The organism is Flavisphingomonas formosensis (assembly GCF_009755815.1).
Lineage (GTDB): Bacteria > Pseudomonadota > Alphaproteobacteria > Sphingomonadales > Sphingomonadaceae > Flavisphingomonas > Flavisphingomonas formosensis.
In genome coordinates, this window is sequence record NZ_WRPK01000006.1 from 1 (window position 1) to 21,387 (window position 21,387).

Annotated in this window: 15 protein-coding genes and 1 pseudogene; 10 read left to right on the forward strand and 6 right to left on the reverse strand. The window is 65.0% G+C overall.

Features of this window, described 5'->3' with window-relative positions; all coding sequences use genetic code 11:
- Positions 1-183: 183 nt before the first annotated feature.
- Both GQY20_RS16810 and GQY20_RS16815 read right to left on the reverse strand, forming a co-directional pair.
- Positions 184-393: pseudogene (locus GQY20_RS16810) on the reverse strand (transposase zinc-binding domain-containing protein); the annotation flags it as partial.
- Between the two features lie 52 nt (positions 394-445).
- The gene (locus GQY20_RS16815; RefSeq protein ID WP_198351026.1) at positions 446-1,750 is read right to left on the reverse strand and encodes an MFS transporter; all 1,305 of its coding nucleotides are present in this window, start codon (positions 1,748-1,750) and stop codon (positions 446-448) included.
- A 254-nt stretch (positions 1,751-2,004) separates the two neighbouring features.
- Between GQY20_RS16815 and GQY20_RS16820 the strand changes: the two genes are divergently transcribed.
- Genes GQY20_RS16820 through GQY20_RS16830 form a run of 3 tightly spaced genes read left to right on the forward strand, consistent with a single transcriptional unit; the run spans position 2,005 to position 7,628 of the window.
- On the forward strand, positions 2,005-4,326 hold the full coding sequence (locus GQY20_RS16820; protein ID WP_157218302.1) for a TonB-dependent receptor: 2,322 nt from the start codon (positions 2,005-2,007) through the stop codon (positions 4,324-4,326).
- Positions 4,327-4,381: 55 nt separating this feature from the next.
- Positions 4,382-5,695, forward strand: coding sequence for an alpha/beta hydrolase family protein (locus tag GQY20_RS16825; protein WP_232476106.1), 1,314 nt, complete (start codon positions 4,382-4,384; stop codon positions 5,693-5,695).
- Between the two features lie 34 nt (positions 5,696-5,729).
- Positions 5,730-7,628, forward strand: coding sequence for a glycoside hydrolase family 2 protein (locus GQY20_RS16830; protein ID WP_232476107.1), 1,899 nt, complete (start codon positions 5,730-5,732; stop codon positions 7,626-7,628).
- Between the two features lie 32 nt (positions 7,629-7,660).
- Here GQY20_RS16830 and glpK read toward each other — a convergent pair whose 3' ends face one another.
- A complete protein-coding gene (gene glpK / locus GQY20_RS16835) occupies positions 7,661-9,154 on the reverse strand; it encodes a glycerol kinase GlpK (RefSeq protein ID WP_157218303.1) in 1,494 nt (497 codons plus the stop codon).
- Between the two features lie 120 nt (positions 9,155-9,274).
- On the opposite strand from glpK, the gene GQY20_RS16840 reads away from it, so the two are divergent.
- Positions 9,275-10,774 carry a glycerol-3-phosphate dehydrogenase gene (locus tag GQY20_RS16840; protein ID WP_157218304.1) on the forward strand — a complete coding sequence of 500 codons (1,500 nt, stop codon included), beginning with the start codon at positions 9,275-9,277 and terminating at the stop codon, positions 10,772-10,774.
- Here the strand turns inward: GQY20_RS16840 and GQY20_RS16845 are convergent.
- From GQY20_RS16845 to uxaC, 3 genes are read right to left on the reverse strand one after another with little or no spacing between them, the layout of a single operon-like run.
- Positions 10,771-11,523, reverse strand: a complete 753-nt coding sequence (locus GQY20_RS16845) for a FadR/GntR family transcriptional regulator (protein WP_157218305.1) — start codon at positions 11,521-11,523, stop codon at positions 10,771-10,773. The genes GQY20_RS16840 and GQY20_RS16845 overlap by 4 nt on opposite strands.
- Positions 11,524-11,554: 31 nt before the next feature.
- Entirely contained in the window at positions 11,555-12,862 is a 1,308-nt protein-coding gene (locus GQY20_RS16850) for a mannitol dehydrogenase family protein (protein WP_157218306.1), read from the reverse strand.
- Complete coding sequence (gene uxaC, locus GQY20_RS16855; RefSeq protein WP_232476108.1) at positions 12,859-14,274, reverse strand: glucuronate isomerase; 1,416 nt, start codon at positions 14,272-14,274, stop codon at positions 12,859-12,861. Before uxaC ends, GQY20_RS16850 begins: the two co-directional genes overlap by 4 nt.
- An 88-nt stretch (positions 14,275-14,362) precedes the next feature.
- Here uxaC and manD point away from each other — a divergent pair, with 88 nt between their 5' ends.
- The 6 genes from manD to GQY20_RS16885 all read left to right on the forward strand — a co-directional run bounded on the left by manD (position 14,363) and on the right by GQY20_RS16885 (position 21,112).
- Positions 14,363-15,571 carry a D-mannonate dehydratase ManD gene (gene manD / locus GQY20_RS16860; protein WP_157218308.1) on the forward strand — a complete coding sequence of 403 codons (1,209 nt, stop codon included), beginning with the start codon at positions 14,363-14,365 and terminating at the stop codon, positions 15,569-15,571.
- Positions 15,572-15,576: 5 nt separating this feature from the next.
- The gene (locus GQY20_RS16865) at positions 15,577-16,503 is read left to right on the forward strand and encodes a sugar kinase (protein ID WP_232476109.1); all 927 of its coding nucleotides are present in this window, start codon (positions 15,577-15,579) and stop codon (positions 16,501-16,503) included.
- Complete coding sequence (locus GQY20_RS16870) at positions 16,500-17,753, forward strand: MFS transporter (protein ID WP_157218309.1); 1,254 nt, start codon at positions 16,500-16,502, stop codon at positions 17,751-17,753. Before GQY20_RS16865 ends, GQY20_RS16870 begins: the two co-directional genes overlap by 4 nt.
- A gap of 9 nt (positions 17,754-17,762) precedes the next feature.
- A complete protein-coding gene (locus GQY20_RS16875; RefSeq protein WP_157218310.1) occupies positions 17,763-20,156 on the forward strand; it encodes a glycoside hydrolase family 31 protein in 2,394 nt (797 codons plus the stop codon).
- 318 nt (positions 20,157-20,474) lie between these two features.
- Positions 20,475-20,633: a hypothetical protein gene (locus GQY20_RS16880; protein ID WP_157218311.1), complete on the forward strand. Its 159-nt coding sequence runs from the start codon at positions 20,475-20,477 to the stop codon at positions 20,631-20,633.
- Positions 20,630-21,112, forward strand: a complete 483-nt coding sequence (locus tag GQY20_RS16885) for a toxin-activating lysine-acyltransferase (protein ID WP_157218312.1) — start codon at positions 20,630-20,632, stop codon at positions 21,110-21,112. The genes GQY20_RS16880 and GQY20_RS16885 overlap by 4 nt, the downstream gene beginning before the upstream one ends.
- The last annotated feature ends 275 nt before the right edge of the window (positions 21,113-21,387 follow it).

Consider the following 21,387-nt stretch of genomic DNA (forward strand, 5'->3'; position numbering starts at 1 on the left):
TGCGCTGCTCATAACCATCCCGTCTTCATCTGGGCATGGTCACGATGGCGGCGAATACACCAGTCTGTCGCCGCCTGTTGTCATCGAAGAAAACGGGTTAATACGCAACTGTAGTACTAGTGATCGCAACAAAAGGCCGGACATATGATCGCAAGCGATCCGATCAAATTATCCTCTCAGCCTCTTGCAAGAGGGAGCCGTCCACATATGCCGGTTGCGACAGCTGTTGTAACCGATCCGCCAATGCCCGCAGTCGGTGCAGGCCTCGACGTGGCCGTCAAGGGCGGCGGTGCGACAATGTTCGATCGCCGACATGATCTTGAGCTGGTGCAGACTCAGATGCCCGGCATGCGCGGCGCGATAGGAGGGGCTGGCGGCGCGGAAGATAGCCACACGGGACCTGACCCGTGTTCATCGCCGCGCACCATTCCGTCATATGAGCTGCCTATCGGACATTGTTGAGCTCGGTGACGGCGTAGCGCGGCAGGAGCAGGTGTAGCATTGCGAGCGCGGCCAGATAGGCAAAGGCGGCGACGACGAAGATAGGTCGATAGCTTCCCAGGTGCTCCAATATCGTGCCAGCGAACTCGGCCATGATCATGCCGCCCAGTGCGCCACCCAGCCCGCCGAGCCCGATCACGGAGCCGGCAACATGGCGCGGAAACAGGTCGCCGGGCAGTGCGTAAAGGTTGGCGGAAAAGGCCTGGTGACCGGCGCAAGCAAGACCGATCAATGCCACCGCCGTCCAGATGCCCGGTGCCGAGGCCGCAAATGCGATCGGTACCGCGCAAAGTGCGGCCGCCAGCATAGCCGCCTTGCGTGCGTTGCCCAGGCGCCAGCCGTTGCCGAGCAGGCGGGAGGACATCCAGCCGCCCGAGATCGAGCCGATGTCCGCGCAGAGATAGATCAGCACGAGGGGCGGCCCGAACTCGGTGATCTTCAGATGATAGCGGCGACTGAAGAAGTCAGGCAGCCAGAACAGGAATGTCCACCACACCGGATCGATCATGAAGCGGCCGAGGACATAGGCCCAGGTCTGCCGCATCCGCAGGAGGTGGGATAGCGAGATGCGGATAGGCGCGGTGGTGCTTGCCGGATCCGATTCGATCCACGACAGCTCCGCAGCGCCGACGGCTTTGTGGTCACGCGGGCTGCGATAGAAGAGGAGCCATCCGGCCAGCCACACGATCGTGAGCATGCCGGTGGCGATGAAGGCCATCCGCCAGCCGAACGCGACGGCGATGAACGGCACGATCAGCGGCGTCAGCAGCGCGCCGATATTCGACCCCGCATTGAAGATACCGATAGCCAGCGCCCGCTCGCGCGCAGGGAACCATTCGTTGGCGGCGGCGAGTGCGGCAGGGAAGGTGCCTGCCTCACCCATCGCCAGCGGAATGCGCGCGATCAACATGCCGCGGGTCGACGTGAAGGCGATGTGCGCAACATGGCCGATCGTCCACAGCACCACCGCGACGGCATAACCGGCTTTGGCACCGATCCGATCGACTAGCCGCCCGAATATGACGTACGATAGGCCGTAGACCGCCTGGAACCAGATCGCGAGATCGGCATAGCCCGTCTCGCTCCAGCCGTAGCGCCTCTGCAGATCGGGTTTCAGCACGGGGAGGACGAGCCGATCGACATAGCTCAGCACCACCGCCAGGAAGAGAAAAGCACAGACGATCCAGCGGACATGGCCCCGCGGCTTGGCGCGCGATATCTCCGGTTCTTCGGCTGCGCCCGCTGCCATCTCCCTCTCTCCTTTTCGTCGTGACGGCCGGCTCGCGCGACAGCTTGTCCCGAACGCTCGAACAAAATTATAAATTGGTCAAGCCACATGATCCGGATATCTGCCTTGGGAAGGGCGGCTTCGCTATGCAAGGGCCATCTAAAGGCTGATTTCAAATCTGCACCAACCACCCTCTTGCATTTGGCCTGACCACATCGTAACCTTGGCAACATAGTCCTGACGTCTATCAGGCAATTCCAGGGAGGAGCGTGGCCATGGCGCTGCATTTCATTCGAATCGGATCCTCGGCTCTTGCGATCGGCACCGCATTGTGGACCACCGCCGCTTCCGCAGCAGTGGCCCAGGCGGCACCGGGCGACGACACCACGGCGCCTGCCGCGCCATCACCGACGCCGAACGTTGGGCCGGCCGTGTCCGACGCCGCCAGCTCAGGCGAGATCATCGTCACTGCCAACAAGCGCGCCGAGAATGTGCAGCGCGTGCCGCTCGCCGTGTCTGTGCTGGCACCGACGCAGCTCAAGTCCGCCGGCGTCACCCAATTCTCTGATCTCGGTCGCGTCTCGCCCTCGCTGGTGATCCGCACCGCCGAGCAGCCGGTCAACTCCAACGTGTCGCTACGTGGCGTTGGCACTTTCGCGTTCGGCATAGGCGTCGAATCCTCGGTCGCCGTACTGGTCGACGAGGTGCCGCTCGCCTTCTCGGCGCGCGCCTTCACCGATCTGCCCGACGTCCAGCGGATCGAGGTGCTGCGCGGTCCGCAGAGCACGCTGTACGGCAAGTCCGCATCGGCCGGCCTGATCAACATCATCACGCGCGAGCCGACCTCGAGCTTCCACCTCACAGCCAATGCGCTGGTCACCAGCGATTCCGAGCGCGGCGGCAATTTCAGTGCATCGGGCCCGATCAACGCGAATCTCGGCTATGTCCTGTCGGCCAGCTATTCGAGCTGGGACGGGAACGTGAAGAACCTGTTCAACGGGAAGGACGCCAACGGTCGCGAAGCATTCACTACCCGCGGCAAGCTACGCTGGGAGCCCGGCAGCAACGTCAAAATCACCGTCTCCGGCAATTATCTCAAGGGCAACACCACCGTCGGCCGCCCCTTCACGCACATGTCGCCGACCGCGCTGTTCCGCGGCACCGCCGGCCTGACCCAGCCGGTCGTGATGCCCGGCGTCACCGTCGGCCCGGACAATACGGACATAAGCAACAACTTCGATTCCCGCACCCGCTATGTCGGTTACGGCGGCTATCTGCGCGGTGAGATCGGCCTCGGTACCATGACGCTGACCTCGATCACCTCCTACGATCACTTCCATCTGTGGGATTATCTTGATCAGGACGACACGTCCTATGCTGGCAATCTCGGCAATAACAACCAGATCGGCCAGTTCCGGGAGCATCAGGTCACGCAGGAAGTGCGCCTGCAATCGGCCGCCGAGAAGCCGTTCCGCTACACGCTGGGTCTTTATTATGCCAATGTGCACTTCGCGCGTCCGTTCGTGCGCGGGCCGTATTTCTCGCTCGCCAACTGGTATGCCACAAGCGAATCCCGCCAGATCGCGGGCTTTGCGCAGGCCGACTACACGTTCCTGACCAAGTTCACGCTGACCGGTGGTGTGCGCGTGCAGAACGAGAAGGTGCAATACACCTTCAAGGACAATCTGGCGGTGGCGCCCGCACCCTCGCTCTTCAGCGGTAGCGCCAAGGATACGGCTCCAACCTGGAAGGCGAGCCTGCGCTATCAGGCTACTGAAAATCTGATGGCCTTCTTCACCTATGCGACCGGCTACAAGGGCCAGACCTACGATCTCACCACCGGCTTCAATGCGAACCGGGCTGCCGCCGGCCCGATCAAGCCCGAGAAATCGCGCGACAAGGAACTCGGCATCCGCTGGCAGTCGTCCGATCGCCGGTTGACCGCAAACTTGACGTTATTCGACACGCATTATCAGAACCTGCAGGCGCAGACGATCGAGACGCTGGCCGACGGCACCTCCAATTACCGGCTCACCAACGTCGGCGGGCTGACGACCAAGGGAATCGAGTTCGAAGGCACTGCGCGCATTCTGAACGATATGAACCTGCGTGGTTCGGTCACCTATCTCGACGCCAAGTACAGCTCCTATCCGGTCGCCCAATGCTATCCGCTGCAGACCCCTGCGACGGGTTGCGATACCACCACCTCGCCGAGTTCCCAGAACCTCACCGGGACGCGCGCGGTGCAGGCGCCGAAATGGAAATTCGAGATCGGCGGCGACTATTCGCCCGCGATTACGGATACGCTGAACGGCGTGCTGCAGGCGGACTGGCAGTATCAGAGCAGCATGTTCTTCCAGGCACATGATCCGGAGACTTTTCAATCGGCCTACAGCATCGTCAATGTCGGCGTCGGCGTGCGTGCCGCCAATCACCGCTGGGAACTGATCGGCTTCGTCAACAACCTGTTCGACAAGCAATATTATGGGTCGCTGGTGAACACCGCCGGCAATTTCGGCAACCAGATCGCCACTCAGGCGGTGCTGCCGCGCGATTTCCACCGCTACGGAGGTGTCCGCTTCGGCTTCAACTTCTGATCCCTGGGGCGGGGCCGGGCGCCCCGCCGCCTTCGGCCTCGAGGAGAGTTGCATAGTGCCCCGATTCCGCCGTCGCGCCCTCGTCGCCTTGTTTGCGCTGGTCACGGTCAGGCCCCTCGCGGTGTTCGCGCAGGACGCGCCGGCGAAGCCGCCTGTGGATGCGCCGGCGCTCGCCGCGCTGGGGCCGCTTCCGATCGGCGTCGCCGATGTCGAGTTCGTTCAGCTAGAGCAGATGGATCCGGCGAATGGCAGGGATCGGCCTGAGCTTGCCGATCGCCACGTGACGATGAAGGTCTGGTACCCGGCGGGGAAGGCGGGGCGCGGAACCGTGTATCATGCCGCCATGACCGGCGAGGCGGGGGCAGACGTGCCTTTCACCGTGCCCGGCATCGCCACGCCCGCCGCGCCTGCCGCCAAGGGTTCCTTCCCGCTGATCATCCTGGCGCACGGTTATGGCAATGTGCCCGAGGCTCTGTCCTGGCTCGGCGAGAACCTCGCCACCAAGGGCTATGTGGTCGTCGCGCCCTCGTTCCGCGATCCGCCGATCAACATCCGTACGACGCAGGCGATGTCCGGTCCGATCGCGCGGCGCCCGCTCGATATCGTCTTTATCACCGCCGAGGCGCAGCGCCGTGCGCGTGCGGGGCAGGGGCCTTTCGCCGACGCCGATCCCACGCGCACCGCGCTGATCGGCTATTCGATGGGCGGTTACGGCGTGCTCACCGCCGCCGGCGCCCCGCTCGATCCCGGCCTGGCCCAGACCACCCGCGGTGCGCTCACGCCCTATGTCGCGGGCGGCGATCGGCAAGGCGAGATCCGGATCGCCGATCTCAAGGCGGTGGTTGCGATCTCACCGCCCAGCGACGTCCGCGGCATCAAGACCTGGGCTGCGCCGGGCGTCGGCGCGATCCATGTGCCCACCTTCTTCATCGTCGGCAGCCAGGATCACACCGTCGGCTACGATCCCGGCGTCCGCACGCTCTTCGAGACCGAGACCCACGCACCGCGCTATTTGCTGACCTTCCGCGAAGCCGGGCACAGCATTGCGCTGATCGGCGCGCCGCCCGAGATGCGCGGCAATTTCTGGAACGAGGACTGGTTCGAGGATCCGGTCTGGCGCAAGGATCGGCTGCTGCCGATCCAGCAGCATTTCATCACCGCCTTCCTCGATCGCTACGTCAAGGGCGATACCGCGAAGGCGGCCTATATCGACGGCCTCGTTCCCGACGCAAGCGCCGGCAAATGGGCCGACGCGCCCGGCGGCCGCTATGCCGGCTTCAGCCCCGGCGCGCCGACCTCGACGATCTGGAAGGGCTTCCAGCCGAGCCGCACTGCAGGGCTGTCGTTGGAGTTCAAGCCGGCGAATTAATCCCGGCTCTATCGAGGAGAGAAGGATGCGCGCGATGGCACGGGGCTTGGGCGGGATTGTCGCGGCCGCGCTGATGGCCTCCGTTGTCTCGGCGGCGGTAGAACCCCCTTCGACTGTGGTTACCGCGCTGCCACTCGCCACGGCGCAGAATTCGCCGCTGCTCGTCTCGGCCGACATGCGCGGCGGCATCGATCTCTCCGGCCCTTGGCATTATTCGATCGACCCGTTCCGCGCGGGCCTCGCTGGCTTTCATGGCGAGACGCCCGATCTGGGTCAGCGGCGCTACCTCGACATCGACGTCGCCAAGGAAATGGCGAGCGACAACCGGGCGATGTACGAATTCAATCTCGATCATGCGCCCCTCACGGTGCTGCCCTCCTCCTGGCTGACCGCGGCGCCCGAGATGCGCCATTATCAGGGGCTGGTCTGGTATCAGCGGCATTTCGACGTGCCGGCCAGCCGCCACGGCCGCCTCTTCCTGCGGTTCGGCGCGGCGAATTATTCGGCTTATGTGTTCCTCAACGGCAAGCCTGTCGGCCGGCACGAAGGGGGCTTCACACCCTTCGCTTTCGAGGTGACCGGCCTGCTACGCGACGGCGACAACCAGATCACCGTTGGCGTCGATAGCCAGGCGACGCCTGCCACCGTGCCGCCGCCGGTGACTGACTGGGAAAATTACGGAGGCCTCACCCGCCAGGTTCGGCTGGTCGAGACGCCCGACACGTTCGTCGACGACGCCTGGGTGCGCCTGACCCGCGATGGGCAGATCGCGGCCGACGTGCATTTGAACGGCCCCGCTGCCGCGAAGAAGACCGTCCGCCTGCGCATCGGGGAACTGGGCGTCGACATACCCGGCACGACCGATGCGCAGGGCAATTGGCATGGCGCCATCGCCGCGCCCGCCGCGCTCGTGAGATGGTCGCCCGACCGGCCCAAGCTCTATGACGTTGCGGTCGACGCGGGCGAGGATCATTGGAAGGATCGCATCGGCTTCAGGACGATCGAGGTGCGCGGCACCGACATCCTGCTCAACGGCAAGCCGATCTTCCTGCGCGGCATCTCGCTGCACGAGGAAGAGATCGGCGCCGCGCCTACCCGCGCCATCACCCCCGCGTCCGCCCGCGCGCTGCTCGGCGAAATCAAGGACGGGCTGCACGGCAACTACGTCCGCCTCGCGCATTACCCGCACAGCGAACTGATGACGCGGACCGCCGACGAGCTCGGCCTGCTCGTGTGGAGCGAGGTGCCGGTCTACTGGATGATCGCCTGGGACAACCCCGCTACACTGGCGACCGCGCGCAACATGCTCGCCGAGAATATCCTGCGCGATCGCAACCGGGCGTCGATTGCGATCTGGAGCGTCGCCAACGAAACGCCCGTCACCGATGCGCGCAATAGCTTCCTGCGCACGCTCGTCGCCGATGCTCGCAGGCTGGACGACACGCGGCTGATCAGCGCCGCATTGCTCGTCGATCACGGCAAGGGACCGGGCGCACCGGTGATGACGCTCGCCGATCCGCTCGCAGAAGCGGTCGATGTGCTCGCGCTCAACACATATAACGGCTGGTACACCGCCGATCGGCTGAGCGATTTGCCCGCCACCCGGTGGAACGTGCCGACGGACAAGCCGCTGGTGTTTTCGGAATTCGGTGCGGATGCGCTGGCCGGCTTCCACAAGCCGCAGAAATTTTCCGAGGATTACCAGGCCGATTATTACCGTGCCACGCTCGCAATGGCGGACAAGCTTCCCACGCTGCGCGGCATGTCCCCCTGGATCCTCAAAGACTTCCGATCCCCGCGGCGGCAGAATCCGGATTTCCAAATGGGCTGGAACCGCAAGGGCCTGATCTCCGAGACCGGAGTGCGCAAGATGGCCTTCTATGTGCTGTCGGATTATTATCAGGCGAAGGACAAGGCGGCCGCGGCCAGATGACCCCCGTCACCGGGCCGCGCCCGGGCGACGCGTCATGGATGCCGGAGCGTCCGCGCCAATGCGTCCTCCCAGCCGGCAAGCAATTGCTGGCGAAGCGCCGCATCCATCGCCGGCTTGAAGCGGCGTCCCTGCGCATGCGTGGTCGCCAGCGCATCCAGATCCTTCCACACGCCCACGCACAACCCAGCGAGGAACGCGGCCCCGAGCGCCGTGACCTCGAGATGTTCCGGCCGCTCCACCTCGATCTCCAGCAGATCGGCAAGGAACTGGCAGAGCCAGTCGTTCGCGGCCATTCCGCCGTCGACGCGCATCACCGTCGGCCTGGCCCCGCCATCCTCGACCATCGCAGTCAACAGATCGCGCGTCTGGTAGACAACTGCCTCAAGCGCGGCGCGGGCCAGATGCGCCGCGGTGGCGCCCAGCGTCAGCCCGAAGATCGCGCCGCGCGCATCCGGATCCCAGTGGGGCGCGCCCAGGCCAACGAAGGCCGGCACCATGTAGACCCCGTGGCTGTCGGGCACGCGGGTGGCGAGGCTGTCGGTGTCATGGGCATGGGTGATCACGCCGATGCCGTCTCGCAACCATTTGATCGCCGCCCCCGCGACGAATATCGACCCTTCGAGCGCATAGGTCGTTCTGCCGTCGAAGCGATAAGCGGGCGTGGTCAGCAGCCGGTTTTCCGAGGTGACCGCCTCTTCGCCCGTGTTCAGCAGCATGAAGCAGCCGGTGCCGTAGGTGGATTTCGCCATGCCCGGCTCGAAACAGGCCTGCCCGAACAAGGCCGCCTGCTGATCACCTGCCATGCCCGCGATAGGTATTGACGCGCCCAGGAGGTCGGGCGTGGTCTCGCCGAAGCGATAGCTGTTGTCGTGAACCTCGGGCAGCAACGCCATGGGCACTTCGATCAGCTTGCAGAGATCCTCGTCCCAGCGCTGCGCGTGGATGTCGAACAGCAAGGTGCGGCCGGCGTTGGTGGCGTCGGTGGCATGGACCTTGCCGCCGGTCAGGCGCCACAGCAGGAAGCAATCGATCGTCCCGAACGCGAGTTCGCCCTTTTCCGCCCGCGCCCGCGCGCCCTCGACATTGTCCAGGATCCAGGCGAGCTTCGTGCCAGAGAAATAGGGATCGAGCAGCAGCCCGGTCCTGGCGCGAACCATGTCCTCGTGGCCTTGCTCCTTGAGCGCGGCGCAGGTTTCGGCGGTGCGGCGATCCTGCCAGACGATCGCGTTGTGGATCGGCGCGCCTGTCTCGCGATCCCACACCACCACCGTCTCGCGCTGGTTGGTGATGCCGATGCCCGCGATCCGCTCCGCGCCGACACCGCTGGCTTCGATCGCTTCGCGCGCGGTGGCGAGCGTGTCGCGCCAGATATCCTCGGGATCATGCTCCACCCAGCCGGGTGCCGGATAATGCTGCTGGAATTCGCGCTGTGCCGTCGCGACGGGGGCGCCCGCATTGTCGAAAACGATGCAACGCGTGGAGGTCGTGCCCTGATCGATGGCGAGGATGTGATGGGCTGCGGGCAACGTTGCTCTCCAGGCACATTATGATTGAATTGGTCAGGCCAGTTCACTACTAATCCCAGAGTTGCGGTCAAGCAAGCCGCACCCATCCATTGCGTTCTTCACTGCCCGGACTTTGCCTTCATGAACGAACCCATTGTCTATGACATGCTGATCGTCGGGGGAGGCATCAACGGCGCCGGTATCGCGCGCGATGCGGCGGGACGCGGCCTCAAGGTTCTGCTCGTCGAACAGGATGATCTCGCCAGCCATACTTCGGCTGCCAGCACCAAGCTGATCCACGGCGGCCTGCGCTATCTTGAATATTACGAGTTCCGGCTGGTCCGCGAAGCGTTGATCGAGCGCGAACGCCTGCTCGCGATCGCTCCTCACATCATCTGGCCGCTGGAATTCGTTCTCCCTCAGAAGAACTCTCCTCGCCCTTCCTGGATGGTGCGGCTCGGCCTGTTTCTCTACGATCATCTCGGTGGCCGCAAAAAGCTACCCGCCACGCGGACGATCCGTCTCGACGAGGACGCCAGGGGCAATGGGCTTAGGCCCAACATGGGGCGTGCTTTCGTCTATTCGGATTGCTGGGTCGAAGACAGCCGGCTCGTCGCTCTCAACGCGCTCGACGCAGCAACGCGGGGCGCGGCGATCCGCACCCGTACCAGGCTCGTCTCGGCGGAACGGGTCGACGACCTTTGGCATGCGGCGATCGAGGACGAGAGCGGCGCGCAAAAGGTCCGCGCGCGGGTTCTGGTCAATGCGGCCGGTCCCTGGGTAGCCGACGTGATCGGCAGGACCGGCAATGCGCGCAACGACCGCGGTGTGCGGCTGGTCAAGGGCAGCCACATCATCGTGCCCCGGCTCTATGAGGGTGATCACGCGTTTCTGCTGCAGAACCCCGATCGCCGCGTGATCTTCGCCATTCCTTATGAGGGTGAATTCACCCTGATCGGCACGACCGACCTGCCTTGGGATCAGGCGCCCGGCCCAGCGACCATCTCACCAGAGGAGACGCGCTATCTGATCGAGGCTGCCAACGCTTATTTCGCGCGCACGCTGAGCGAACAGGACGTGGTCTGGACATATGCCGGCATTCGTCCGCTCTACGACGATCACGCGGCCACTGCCTCGGCGGTGACCCGCGATTATGTCCTCGAAGTCGAAGGCGGAGATGGTCGGCCGGCGATGCTCAACATCTTCGGCGGCAAGATCACCACCTATCGCAAGCTCGCCGAACATGCGTTGGAGAAGCTTGCGCCGTTCCTGCCCATGCCGGGCGAGAGCTGGACCGCCGGCGTGGTCCTTCCGGGCGGCGATATCGAAGGTGGCGATTTCGATCGTTTCGTGGATCGATTGCAGGCGCAGTATCGCGGTCTCCCGATGCCGCTGGTTCGCCGGCTGGCACGCGCCTACGGCACACGTGCGCCGGTTGTGCTGGACCGTGCCGAGAAGACCGACGATCTCGGGGAGGATTTCGGCGCCGGCCTGTATCATGCCGAGATCGATTATCTGGTCCGAACCGAATGGGCGCGCACCGCCGAGGATATCCTCTATCGGCGCAGCAAGCTCGGCCTGCATGTGCCGGAGGGTGCCGCCGCCCGGATCGATGCCTATCTGGCAAAGAAGCGCGTCTAACCCGCCGCGCGATAGCGGCGGCGCTTGGCGTTGATCTCCGCCCGCGCCTTCTCGATCGCTTCGACTTCCGTCGCCTCGAGCAGATGATCGATGACGCGGCCGAGATGATCGCGCATCGTCTCCCGCGCCGCCTCCGCACTGCGGCTGGCGAGCGCGGCGACGATGCGGCGGTGCTCGGAGACGCGCGGCGCCACCCCGGCGGCGCGGACCTTTTCGGTCAGCAGCGCATATTGCGGTGAGTTCACACGAGCCTCCCACAGCATCGAGACGGTCTTCTCCATCGCGCTGTTCTGCGTGATCCGGGCGATTTCGAGGTGGAATTCGCGATCGGCTTCCTCGGCGCGGAGCAGATCTTCGCTCTCCATCTCGCCGGTCAGTTCGCGCAGTCGCGCGATCTGCTCGTCGGTGATCATCTGCGCGGCGAGCCCGCATATCTCCGCCTCGAAGATGCGCCGCGCCTCCAGCAGTTCGAACGGACCGACATCGGCCTCTGTCGGCTTGCCGCCCTGCGGCTGGAGCGAAGCGACATAGACGCCCGAATTGGTGCGGACCTCGACCAGACCGTCAAGCTCCAGCGCGATGATCGCCTCACGGATCGTGGGGCGCGAAACGCCATATTGTTGGGCAAGATCGCGCTCCGACGGAAGCCGATCGCCGACCGCGTAGCGGCCGGTGCCGAGCGCTAGGCGGATTTCGTTGGCGATCCGCTCGTAAAGGCGGCCCTCGGCGCGGGATGGTGTCATCGACATGGTGTCAGCCTGTGGCGGTCGCGGTCGCATTTCAAGCCGTCTCGCGCAATTGCGCGATTGCCTGGTCGATTTCCTCGGATTGGTGGAAATCCGGGGCAATGCGGGCGAGGAGTACCTCGGCGGGCGCGTTTTTTCGGGCGAGCGGCTGAAGGTCGGCGAGCATGGGATCGACGAGGCCGTCGATCCGGGACAGCCCCACGATCCACCCGGCGACCGCTTCGGCCAGCGCCGGGCTGGTCAAGCCTTTGGCATCGCGATCCCCGATCGGGCCGAGGAGGCGTGGCGGCAGCTTCTGCGATCCGTCGGCGGCGATCTGGATCAGCGCATGCGGCAGCGCCGGATTGGCGAAGCGCTTGCGGAGCGCGGCCCGATATACGGGGACATCGACCACCGATTGGTCGATCGTCTCCGCCGCCTCGTCCCATAGCCGATCGACGAGCGCGCCGAGCGCCGGATCAGCGATGGCCTCGTGGACGAAGCGATGACCGCGCAGCAGCCCGCGATAGGCCAGGGCCGAGTGGGCGCCGTTGAGCAGGCGCAGCTTTGCGGTCTCCCAAGGCGCGACATCGGCGACCAGCTGCACGCCGACCTCAGCCAGATCGGGCCGGACCGCAGCAAAGCGATCCTCCACGACCCATTGCCAGAAAGGTTCGGTCCAGACTGCCGCCCGATCGAGCAGGCCGAGTGCGTCGCTGCTCCCGGCGGCCATCTCCGGCGTGGCGGCGGGCGTGATCCGATCGACCATCGATGCGGGAAAGGCGACCTGATCGGCGATCCAATGGAGCGCGGCATTGTCGATGCCTGCGGCCTGCGCCGCAGCGAGCACGGCTTCGCGCGCCACCGTGCCATTGTGCGAGCGATTGTCGCAGGACAGGATCGTGAGCGGTGCAAGGCCGGCTGCGTGCCGCCGGCCAAGCGCACGCGCGATCAGGCCAGCGGCACTCAAGGCGCCATGATCCAGATAGCCCTTCTCGGTGATGGTGAGCGTCACGAGGTGCGTATCGACGTGCGCGAGCGCGGCGACCACCGCCTCGGGCGCCTGCGCGGCGACATGGAAGGCCGCGAGCGCGGCAATCACCTGAGGCCGGTCTTCGCCGCTGCCACGTTGGGACAGGCTGTAGAGCCCGTCCTGCGCCGCCAGCGCCGCGACCACGTCGGGCGAGCGCATCGCCACGCCGGTTATCCCCCAGCGCGGATCTCCTGCGGCGATCAGCGCATCGAAAGCCGGCGCCTGGTGTGCGCGGTGGAAGGCGCCGAGGCCGAGGTGGACGACGCCGGCCTTGACGGCATGACGGTCGTACCGCGAAACGAAGGTCGCATCGGACAGCAGCGCGCTCACAGGCGATAGGCCTCCTTCACGAGCCGATAGGTGAGGTCATGGGCCAGTTCCGTCGCCTCGTCCTCGTCGAGGCGATGCTCGGCGACCAGGCGTGCGAGGAAGGCGCAATCGATCCGTCGCGCCACATCATGCCGCGCCGGGATAGAGAGGAATGCGCGGGTATCGTCGTTGAAGCCGACCATGTTGTAGAAACCGGCGGTCTCGGTGGTCTGCTCGCGGAAGCGCATCATCCCTTCCGGGCTGTCGTGGAACCACCAGGCCGGGCCGAGGCGCAGACAAGGGTAGAAGCCCGCCAGCGGCGCGAGCTCGCGCGAATAGGCCGTCTCGTCGAGCGTGAAGAGGATGAACGTAAAGCCTTGGGCGTCGCCGAAACGGTCGAGCAGCGGCTTGAGGCCCTCCACATAGCCGGTCTGCATCGGGATATCGGCGCCTTTGTCCCGGCCGAAATCGGCGAATGTCCGGGCGTGGTGATTGCGGAAGCTGCCCGGATGAAGCTGCATGACGAGGCCGTCGTCGACGCTCATCCGAGCCATTTCTGTCAGCATCTGAGCGCGGAACAGTTCGGCGTCCGCGGAGGAGGCGGTGCCGCCCGCGACGCGGGTGAACAGAGCCTCCGCTTCGGCTGTCGAAAGATCGGCGGTGCGCGCGGTCGGATGGCCGTGGTCGGTGGATGTCGCTCCCAAATCCTTGAAGAAGGCACGGCGATCGCGATGCGCGTCGAGATAGCCGGCCCAGGTGCGCGTATCCTTGCCGGTCAACGCACCGAGCCCGTCGAGATTGTCCTGAAAGCCTTCGAACTCGGGATCGATCACTGGATCGGGACGATAGGCCGTGAGCACGCGGCCCGGCCAGCCGCTGTCGCGGATCGCCTGATGGTGCTGCAGCGAATCCAGCGGGTTCTCGGTGGTGGTGAGCACCTCGATGTTGAGGCGATCCATCAGCGCGCGGGGCCGGAAGGCCGGGGTCGCCAGCGCCTCGTCGATACGGTCGTAATAAAGATCGGCGGTCTCGGGGGAGAGCCGCTCCTCGAAACCGAACAGCTCGGCGAACACCCAATCGAGCCAGATCCGGGACGGGGTGCCACGGAAGAGATGGTAATGGGCGGCGAAAAGCCGCCAGATCGTGCGCGGATCACGCTCGACCCGGCCGCCGTCGCGCCGCGCGATGCCTAGCGTCTCCAGCGGCACGCCCTGCGAATGAAGCATACGGAAGACATAATGATCGGGTACGATCAGCAGATTGGCCGGATCCGGAAAGGGTTCGTCGCCGGCGAACCAGGACGGATCGGTATGACCGTGTGGGCTGATGATCGGCAGTCCCGCGACCTCGTCATAGAGCCGTCGCGCGATCGATCGCGTCGCGGGTTCGGCGGGGAACAGCCGATCGGGGTGCAGATGCAACGGGGCGCTCACGTCAAACAACCTCTCCAATCTGGCCTGACCAATATGGACAAACATCCATACCACGTCTACCGTTCATGAAACAGCTCGGGAGGATGGCGTGAGAATCAGGGAAGCGCGGGTGATCATCACGTCGCCGGGACGCAACTTCGTCACGCTCAAGATCGTCACCGACGAGGGCATCCACGGAATCGGCGACGCCACCCTCAACGGCCGCGAGAAATCGGTGGTCGCCTATCTCGAGGATCATGTCTGCCCGCTGTTGATCGGCCGCGACGCGCGTCAGATCGAGGATATCTGGCAGCTGCTCTATCGTGGCGCCTATTGGCGGCGCGGCCCGGTGACGATGCGCGCCATCGCGGCGGTCGACGTGGCGCTGTGGGACATCAAGGCCAAGACGGCCGGCATGCCGCTCTATCAGTTGCTCGGCGGTCGCAGCCGCGACGGCATCCTGTGCTACGGCCATGCCAATGGCGGCGACATCGCGGAGACCGTCGATGCGGTCGGCCAGTATATCGATCTCGGCTACAAGGCGATCCGCGCGCAGACCGGCGTTCCCGGGATCAAGGACGCCTATGGCGTCGGCCGCGGCAAGCTCTTCTACGAGCCCGCCGATGCCGCGCTCGCCAGCGTCACCGGCTGGGACACGCGCAAGGCGCTCAACTACGTACCAAAATTGTTCGAAACGCTGCGCGCCACCTACGGCTTCGATCGCCACCTGCTGCACGACGGCCACCATCGCTATACGCCGCAGGAGGCTGCGAACCTGGGCAAGATGCTCGAGCCCTATCAGCTCTTCTGGCTGGAGGACGTGACGCCTGCCGAAAATCAGGAGGCGTTCAAGCTGATCCGCCAGCACACCGTCACGCCGCTGGCGGTGGGCGAGATCTTCAACACGATCTGGGACTGCAAGGATCTGATCCAGAACCAGCTGGTCGACTATATCCGCGCGACGATCGTCGGCGCAGGCGGCGTGACGCATCTGCGCCGCATCGCCGATCTTGCGAGCCTCTACCAGATCCGTACCGGCTGCCATGGCGCGACCGATCTGTCGCCGGTGACGATGGGGACGGCGCTGCATTTCGATACCTGGGTGCCCAATTTCGGTATTCAGGAATATATGCGCCATACGCCGGAGACCGACGAGGTCTTTCCGCACGATTATAGCTTCAAGGACGGCCTCCTATATTGCGGCGAAACGCCCGGCCACGGCGTCGATATCGACGAGGGGCTGGCGGCGAAATATCCCTATGATCCCCGTCAGCTGCCGATCGCCCGGCTGGAAGACGGAACGATGTGGAACTGGTGAGGCCGATGCGGATCGTCACCTTCGGCGAAGGGATGATCGAGATCTCCGGCCACATCGGCGCGTCCGGCCCGATCACTTATGGTGGTGACGTGCTGAACATGACGGTGGCGTTGGCCCGGCTCGGCCATCGCCCCGCGTTCATGACCGCGCTGGGCGGCGACGCCTGGTCGCAGGAGTTGCTCGATCGGTGGACCGCCGAGGGCGTGGATTGCGCGCTGATCGCGCGGCATCCGTTGCGCGTACCGGGGCTCTATGCGATCCGCGTCGACGAAAAGGGCGAACGCAGCTTCACCTATTGGCGCGATCGTTCGGCTGCGCGCGATTTCTTCGCGCTGCCGCAGAGCGCGGCGTTGATGGAACAGGCTGCCGCCGCCGATCTCCTGTTCCTGTCGGGCATCACGCTGTCGCTGTTCGACGGCGCGGGCCGCCGCCGGATCGCCGACCTCGCCGATCGCGTGCGGCGGCATGGCGGCATCGTCGCCTTCGACGGCAATTTTCGCCCGCGTGGATGGGGCAGCCCGGACGAGGCGGAACGCGCCTTCCTCGATTTCGCCGCCCGTGCGACGATCGCGCTGCCCACCGCCGAGGACGAGGCGTTGATGCACGGTCACCAGGAGACGCCCGAAGGCATCGCCGATCGCTGGCACGCGCAAGGCGTCGCCGAGGTGATCGTCAAGCTCGGCGCGGAAGGTGCGTTCGTATCGGCCGATGGCGTGCGCGAACTGGTGCCGACGACGCCGGTGATGCCGGTCGACACCAGTGGGGCTGGGGACGCTTTCGATGCGGGCTATCTCGCCGCGCGTCTGGCCGATTACGGCCCGGCCGCGGCCGCGCGCTTCGGCCACCGTCTCGCCGGCGAAACGGTGCGGCATCGGGGCGCGATTCCCACGCGCGACGCGGTGATCCATATCCAGCCGGACGCACGGGCTTGACCCGGGTGCGCCATTTGCGATGGTGGATCGTTGGGCTGATCAGCGTCGGCACGATCATCAATTATCTGGCGCGCAATTCGCTGGGCGTGCTGGCGCCGGAGCTCAAGACCGAACTGCACATCTCCACCCAGCAATACAGCTATATCGTCGGCGCCTTCCAGGCGGCCTACACGGTCGCGCAACCGGTGTGCGGGTTCATCATCGATCGGATCGGGCTGCAACTGGGCTTCGCGCTGTTCGCCCTTGCCTGGTCCCTGACCAACGTCGCGCACGCGCTCGCGGGTGGTTGGATCGGACTCGCATTCTTCCGCGGCCTGTTGGGGTTGAGCGAGGCGGCGGCGATACCGAGCGGCATGAAGGCGATCGCCGAATGGTTTCCGGCACGCGAGCGATCGGTGGCGGTCGGCTGGTTCAACATCGGCACGTCGATGGGCGCGCTCATCGCTCCGCCGTTGGTGATCGCGATCTCCGTGGCGGCGGGATGGCGGATGGCGTTCGTCGTCACCGGCGGCATCGGCCTGATCTGGGCCGTGGCCTGGTATGCCTTCTACCGCACACCGGACAAGCATCCGGCGATCACGGCGGAGGAACGGACCTTTATCGTCGCCGATCGCCGCGACGTACCGACTCAGCGGGCGCGCGCACGTGATATCCTGCGCAGCGGCCGTTTCTGGGCGATCGCCATTCCGCGCTTCCTGGCCGAGCCGGCATGGCAGACGTTCAGCTTCTGGATTCCGCTCTATCTCGCCACCGAACGGCACATGGATCTCAAGCAGATCGCGCTCTTCGCCTGGCTGCCGTTCCTGGCAGCGGATCTCGGCGGCGTTGCGGGTGGCTATTTGTCGCCGGCGCTGATGAAGCGGGGCGTGCGGCTGATCCCTTCGCGTATCGCCGGCATCTGCGTCGGCGCGATGCTGATGATCGCGCCGGGCTGCATCGGGCTTGCCGGCAGCCCCTATCTGGCCATCGGCCTGTTCTGCATCGGGGGTTTCGCGCACCAGATGATCTCCGTCCTGATCAACACCCTTTCGGCCGACGTCTTCGCGCCGGAGGAAGTCGGCACCGCGAACGGCTTCGTCGGTCAGGCGGGCTGGCTGGGCGGCCTGATCTTCAGCCTGGCGATCGGGCAACTGGCCGACAGCATCGGCTACGCCCCACTCTTCGCCTGCCTGTCCCTGTTCGACCTGATCGGCGCCCTCGTGCTGATCGCCATGATCGGCCGGCTCAAGCCCGCCGCAGCCAGAGCCTGAGGAACCAAGATGCGCCGCGCCACGCTTTCCGATCCGCCGCTCTTCGCCGTGCACGAGCGGGGCAGGGGGCGCATCACGCTGGTGGCGGACACCGGCGCGGTGGCGCATGTCTTCGTGCTCGAAGAGGATATCGTCCGATTGCTCATGCTGCCGGACGGGAAGGTGAAGGGGCCGCCGAGCTGGGCGATCGCGCCCGGCGCCGAGGATATCGAGGAACCCGGCCGCGATCGGATGAGCGTCGAAGGCTTCGCCTGCCCGGATTTTGCCGTGGAGGAGGACCGGGGGACGCTGACGATCGAAACCAAACGGATCCGCCTCGAGATACGCTTGCACGGCCTCCATTGTCGGTGGCTACAGCGCGCCGGTGGGGAGTGGGTGCGGATGGCCGAGGACCGCCCGACGCAAGCCTATGACTTCGGTTGGTTCGACGGACGGGTGCATCACTATCTCGCGCGCCATCCCGGCGAGCGCTTCTATGGGCTCGGCGAGCGCGCCGGGCCGATGAATCGCGCGGGAAACAGCTTCCGCCTCACCAACCTCGATCCGATGGGATACGACGCCGAGACTTCGGACCCGCTCTACAAGAGCATCCCATATGTCCTCGCCGTGGACGGCGACAACCGCGCCCACGGCGAGTTCTACGACACGATGGCCGACGTCGCGTTCGATTTCGGCCGCGAGCATGACAATTATCACGGTCCCTATCGCCACATGGTGGCGGAGAGCGGCGATCTCGACCTGACGATGATCGCAGGCCCCGATGCGCTCTCCGTCACCAAGCGCTTCACCTGGATGACCGGCCGTCCCGCGTTGATGCCGCGTTATGCGATCGGCTATTCGGGTTCGACGATGACCTATACCGACGCGCCCGACGCGCAGGCGCAGATGGCGACATTCATTGCCAAGCTGGAAGAGCATGACATCGGCTGCTCCAGCTTCCATCTCTCTTCGGGCTACACCTCGATCGGCGGCAAGCGCTATGTGTTCAACTGGAACCGGGACAAGTTTCCGGACCCCGCGGCCTTCATCAAAAGCTATGCGGACGCCGGCATCGAGCTCGTCCCCAACATCAAGCCCGCTCTGCTCCGCGATCATCCGCAATATGCGACGCTGGACGAACAGGGGCTGTTCGTCGCGGACGATGACGGGCGCACCGTCGAGGGGCAGTTCTGGGACGAGCTCGGCGGCTTCGTCGATTTCACCAATCCGGATGCCGCCACATGGTGGCGCGGGCAGGTGAAGAGCGCGCTGCTCGATCACGGCATCCGCGCCACCTGGAACGACAACAATGAATATGGCGTGTGGGACAGGCACGCCCGCTTCGCGTTCTGGGGCGATCCGCGCCCCGCCGCCGAGGCCCGGCCGCTGATGCCGCTGCTGATGAGCCGCGCCTCGCGTGCCGCGCAGATTGCGCACGATCCCGAGCGCCGTCCGTATGTCGTGACGCGATCGGCGATGGCGGGATCGCATCGCTATGCGCAGACGTGGAGCGGCGACAATCGCACCGATTGGAAGACGATCCGCTACAATGCCAAGATGGGCCTGGGCCTCGCCCTTTCGGGCGTTTCCAACAGCGGCCACGACGTCGGCGGCTTCGCCGGTCGCAAGCCCGAGCCGGAGCTGTTCCTGCGTTGGGTGCAGGCAGGCATACTGATGCCGCGCTTCAGCATCCACAGCTGGAATGACGACCGCAGCGTCAACGAGCCGTGGATGTATCCCGAGCTGCTGCCCGCCATCCGCAGGCTGATGGCGCTGCGCCAGACGCTGACGCCTTACCTGTACGACCTGCTCTGGCGCTATCACCACGATTACGAGCCGGTGGTCCGCCCGCTCTGGCTCGACTTTCCCGACGATCCACGGGCCTGGATCGATGGCGACGAGCACCTGCTTGGCCGCGATCTGCTGGTTCCACTCGTCTGCGAACCGGGCGCCACGACGCGCATGGTCCGGCCGCCGGCGGGCGCTGACTGGATAGACCTCTGGACGGGCCGGCACTGTCCGGGTGGCGAGACGGTCGAGCTCGACGCGGTGCCCGATGGTCCTCCACCGCTCCTCGCGCGCATCGGTTCGGCGATTCCGATCGACCTTGCGTCGGGTGGGTTCCGCCCGGGGCCATTCCGCCGCGGGCTTTGGCTGTTCCCGCCGAGAGGCGAAGGCCGCTTCGCGTGGAGCTTCTATGAGGACCAAGGCGAGCACGGACCGCATGATATATGGGCCGGTGAGTGTGCCTGCACTGTAGGCGAAGTGCGACTCACGGTAGAATGCCAAGGGCCGGGTAGTTTCGGCGACAATCGCCTGATTGTACTTCTTCCCAAAGGCGACGAGCGAGAGGTCATAATAAACAATCGCCAAGTCGAACGCGCGCAGATCGATGATCGCCATGCTTGGGTCGTCAGTCTGTAATTAAGCCCACCAGGGCCTGGGATCGGCGAACACCGATAATGTTGGGCGACGGGCACTACGTACCCGGAGCCGGTTCCCCTGAGCCTTCAAGCGTTTCCCGATTGCAGCGACTTACACGCGCTCTGCCGGCGCCATGGGTACGGTTGGCCACGTCGCATTGGCATTCAATCCAAGCTCGGCACAATCGCCTCGGACGTCGAACCTTGCGGAGATGTGGGCAGATCGGCTGTTGGGTGATGAACGGTTGGATGGGGTGCGCCAAGCCTGCTGAGCGGCGATGGCGCAGCTTCGTCCGCCGCCGTTCCCGGGGCATCGTTCATGAAGGAGAGTCTCGGCGATGGACGCGTCGCGCAGATGATCCAGGCGATGGGCAGCTCTGGCGCATCGGCTGGGGAGGGAGCGCTCGCCATGCGCGACCAGCCTCTGCCCAGTGTGCTTGCCTATCTGGCTGCGTCGGCGGCATTGGAACTGTCATGACCACGGAAATGAACAAGACGGGTGCGCCGGTAGGCGCACCCACCGTCAGTCACATGCTGGGCGAGATGACCTGGCTGCTCACCCAATCTCCGCTGCATCGTGCGCTGTCGATCGGCGATCTCGAATGGCTGATCATGCGGCGCTCATCCACGAGCAATTCTATGTGTTTCGGGATGGCGACCGGCCGTCGAGCTCGCGCTCTGGGCCAAGTGCGATGCGAAGCGGAAGCGAAGCTCGATCGCGGTATGATCGAGCCGGCCAACCGTCTCTCGCTCGAACAATGGCGGTCCGCAGATCGGATCTGGCTCGTTGATCTGATCGCGCCGTTCGCCAATGCGCAGAATAAGCACCGTGAGGTGATGCTGGCTGATCTCATCGCCGGCCCGCTCAAGGGCCGAGCTTTCAATTCCACCAGACGGATCCTGAAACCGGGGAGCGCTCCGTCCGGCAAATCAGTGTGGATGCGAGCGATCGCCTGAAGGTAGCGCTTGAAGAAGCCGTTCAAACCGGACGAGGCGAGTAAGGGAGCAGGCATGGTTTCACGCACCTCAGATCCAATTCCCCGTGGCGGTCTCAATCCCGACAGTCAAAGCGAGGGATACTGGTGGTTCGAGCAGGTGGTGCGGCCATGGATCTGATGGCCGCAGTCCAATGTAGTTTCGTCGCATCCCATTGTTTTGGGGGTATCGACGGGGGTAATCGACAGCTTGACGTCCTCCCTGTTTTTTCATCCATGCTGAGTGAGAGTTTTCCG

What these genes read in the sequence shown, in the direction of transcription:
- GQY20_RS16815 (WP_198351026.1), bottom strand. Translation starts at nt 1,750, where the DNA reads ATGGCAGCGGGCGCAGCCGAAGAACCGGAGATATCGCGCGCCAAGCCG.
- GQY20_RS16820 (WP_157218302.1), top strand. Translation starts at nt 2,005, where the DNA reads ATGGCGCTGCATTTCATTCGAATCGGATCCTCGGCTCTTGCGATCGGC.
- GQY20_RS16830 (WP_232476107.1), top strand. Translation starts at nt 5,730, where the DNA reads ATGGCACGGGGCTTGGGCGGGATTGTCGCGGCCGCGCTGATGGCCTCC.
- GQY20_RS16840 (WP_157218304.1), top strand. Translation starts at nt 9,275, where the DNA reads ATGAACGAACCCATTGTCTATGACATGCTGATCGTCGGGGGAGGCATC.
- GQY20_RS16845 (WP_157218305.1), bottom strand. Translation starts at nt 11,523, where the DNA reads ATGTCGATGACACCATCCCGCGCCGAGGGCCGCCTTTACGAGCGGATC.
- GQY20_RS16865 (WP_232476109.1), top strand. Translation starts at nt 15,577, where the DNA reads ATGCGGATCGTCACCTTCGGCGAAGGGATGATCGAGATCTCCGGCCAC.
- GQY20_RS16875 (WP_157218310.1), top strand. Translation starts at nt 17,763, where the DNA reads ATGCGCCGCGCCACGCTTTCCGATCCGCCGCTCTTCGCCGTGCACGAG.
- GQY20_RS16880 (WP_157218311.1), top strand. Translation starts at nt 20,475, where the DNA reads ATGAAGGAGAGTCTCGGCGATGGACGCGTCGCGCAGATGATCCAGGCG.
- GQY20_RS16885 (WP_157218312.1), top strand. Translation starts at nt 20,630, where the DNA reads ATGACCACGGAAATGAACAAGACGGGTGCGCCGGTAGGCGCACCCACC.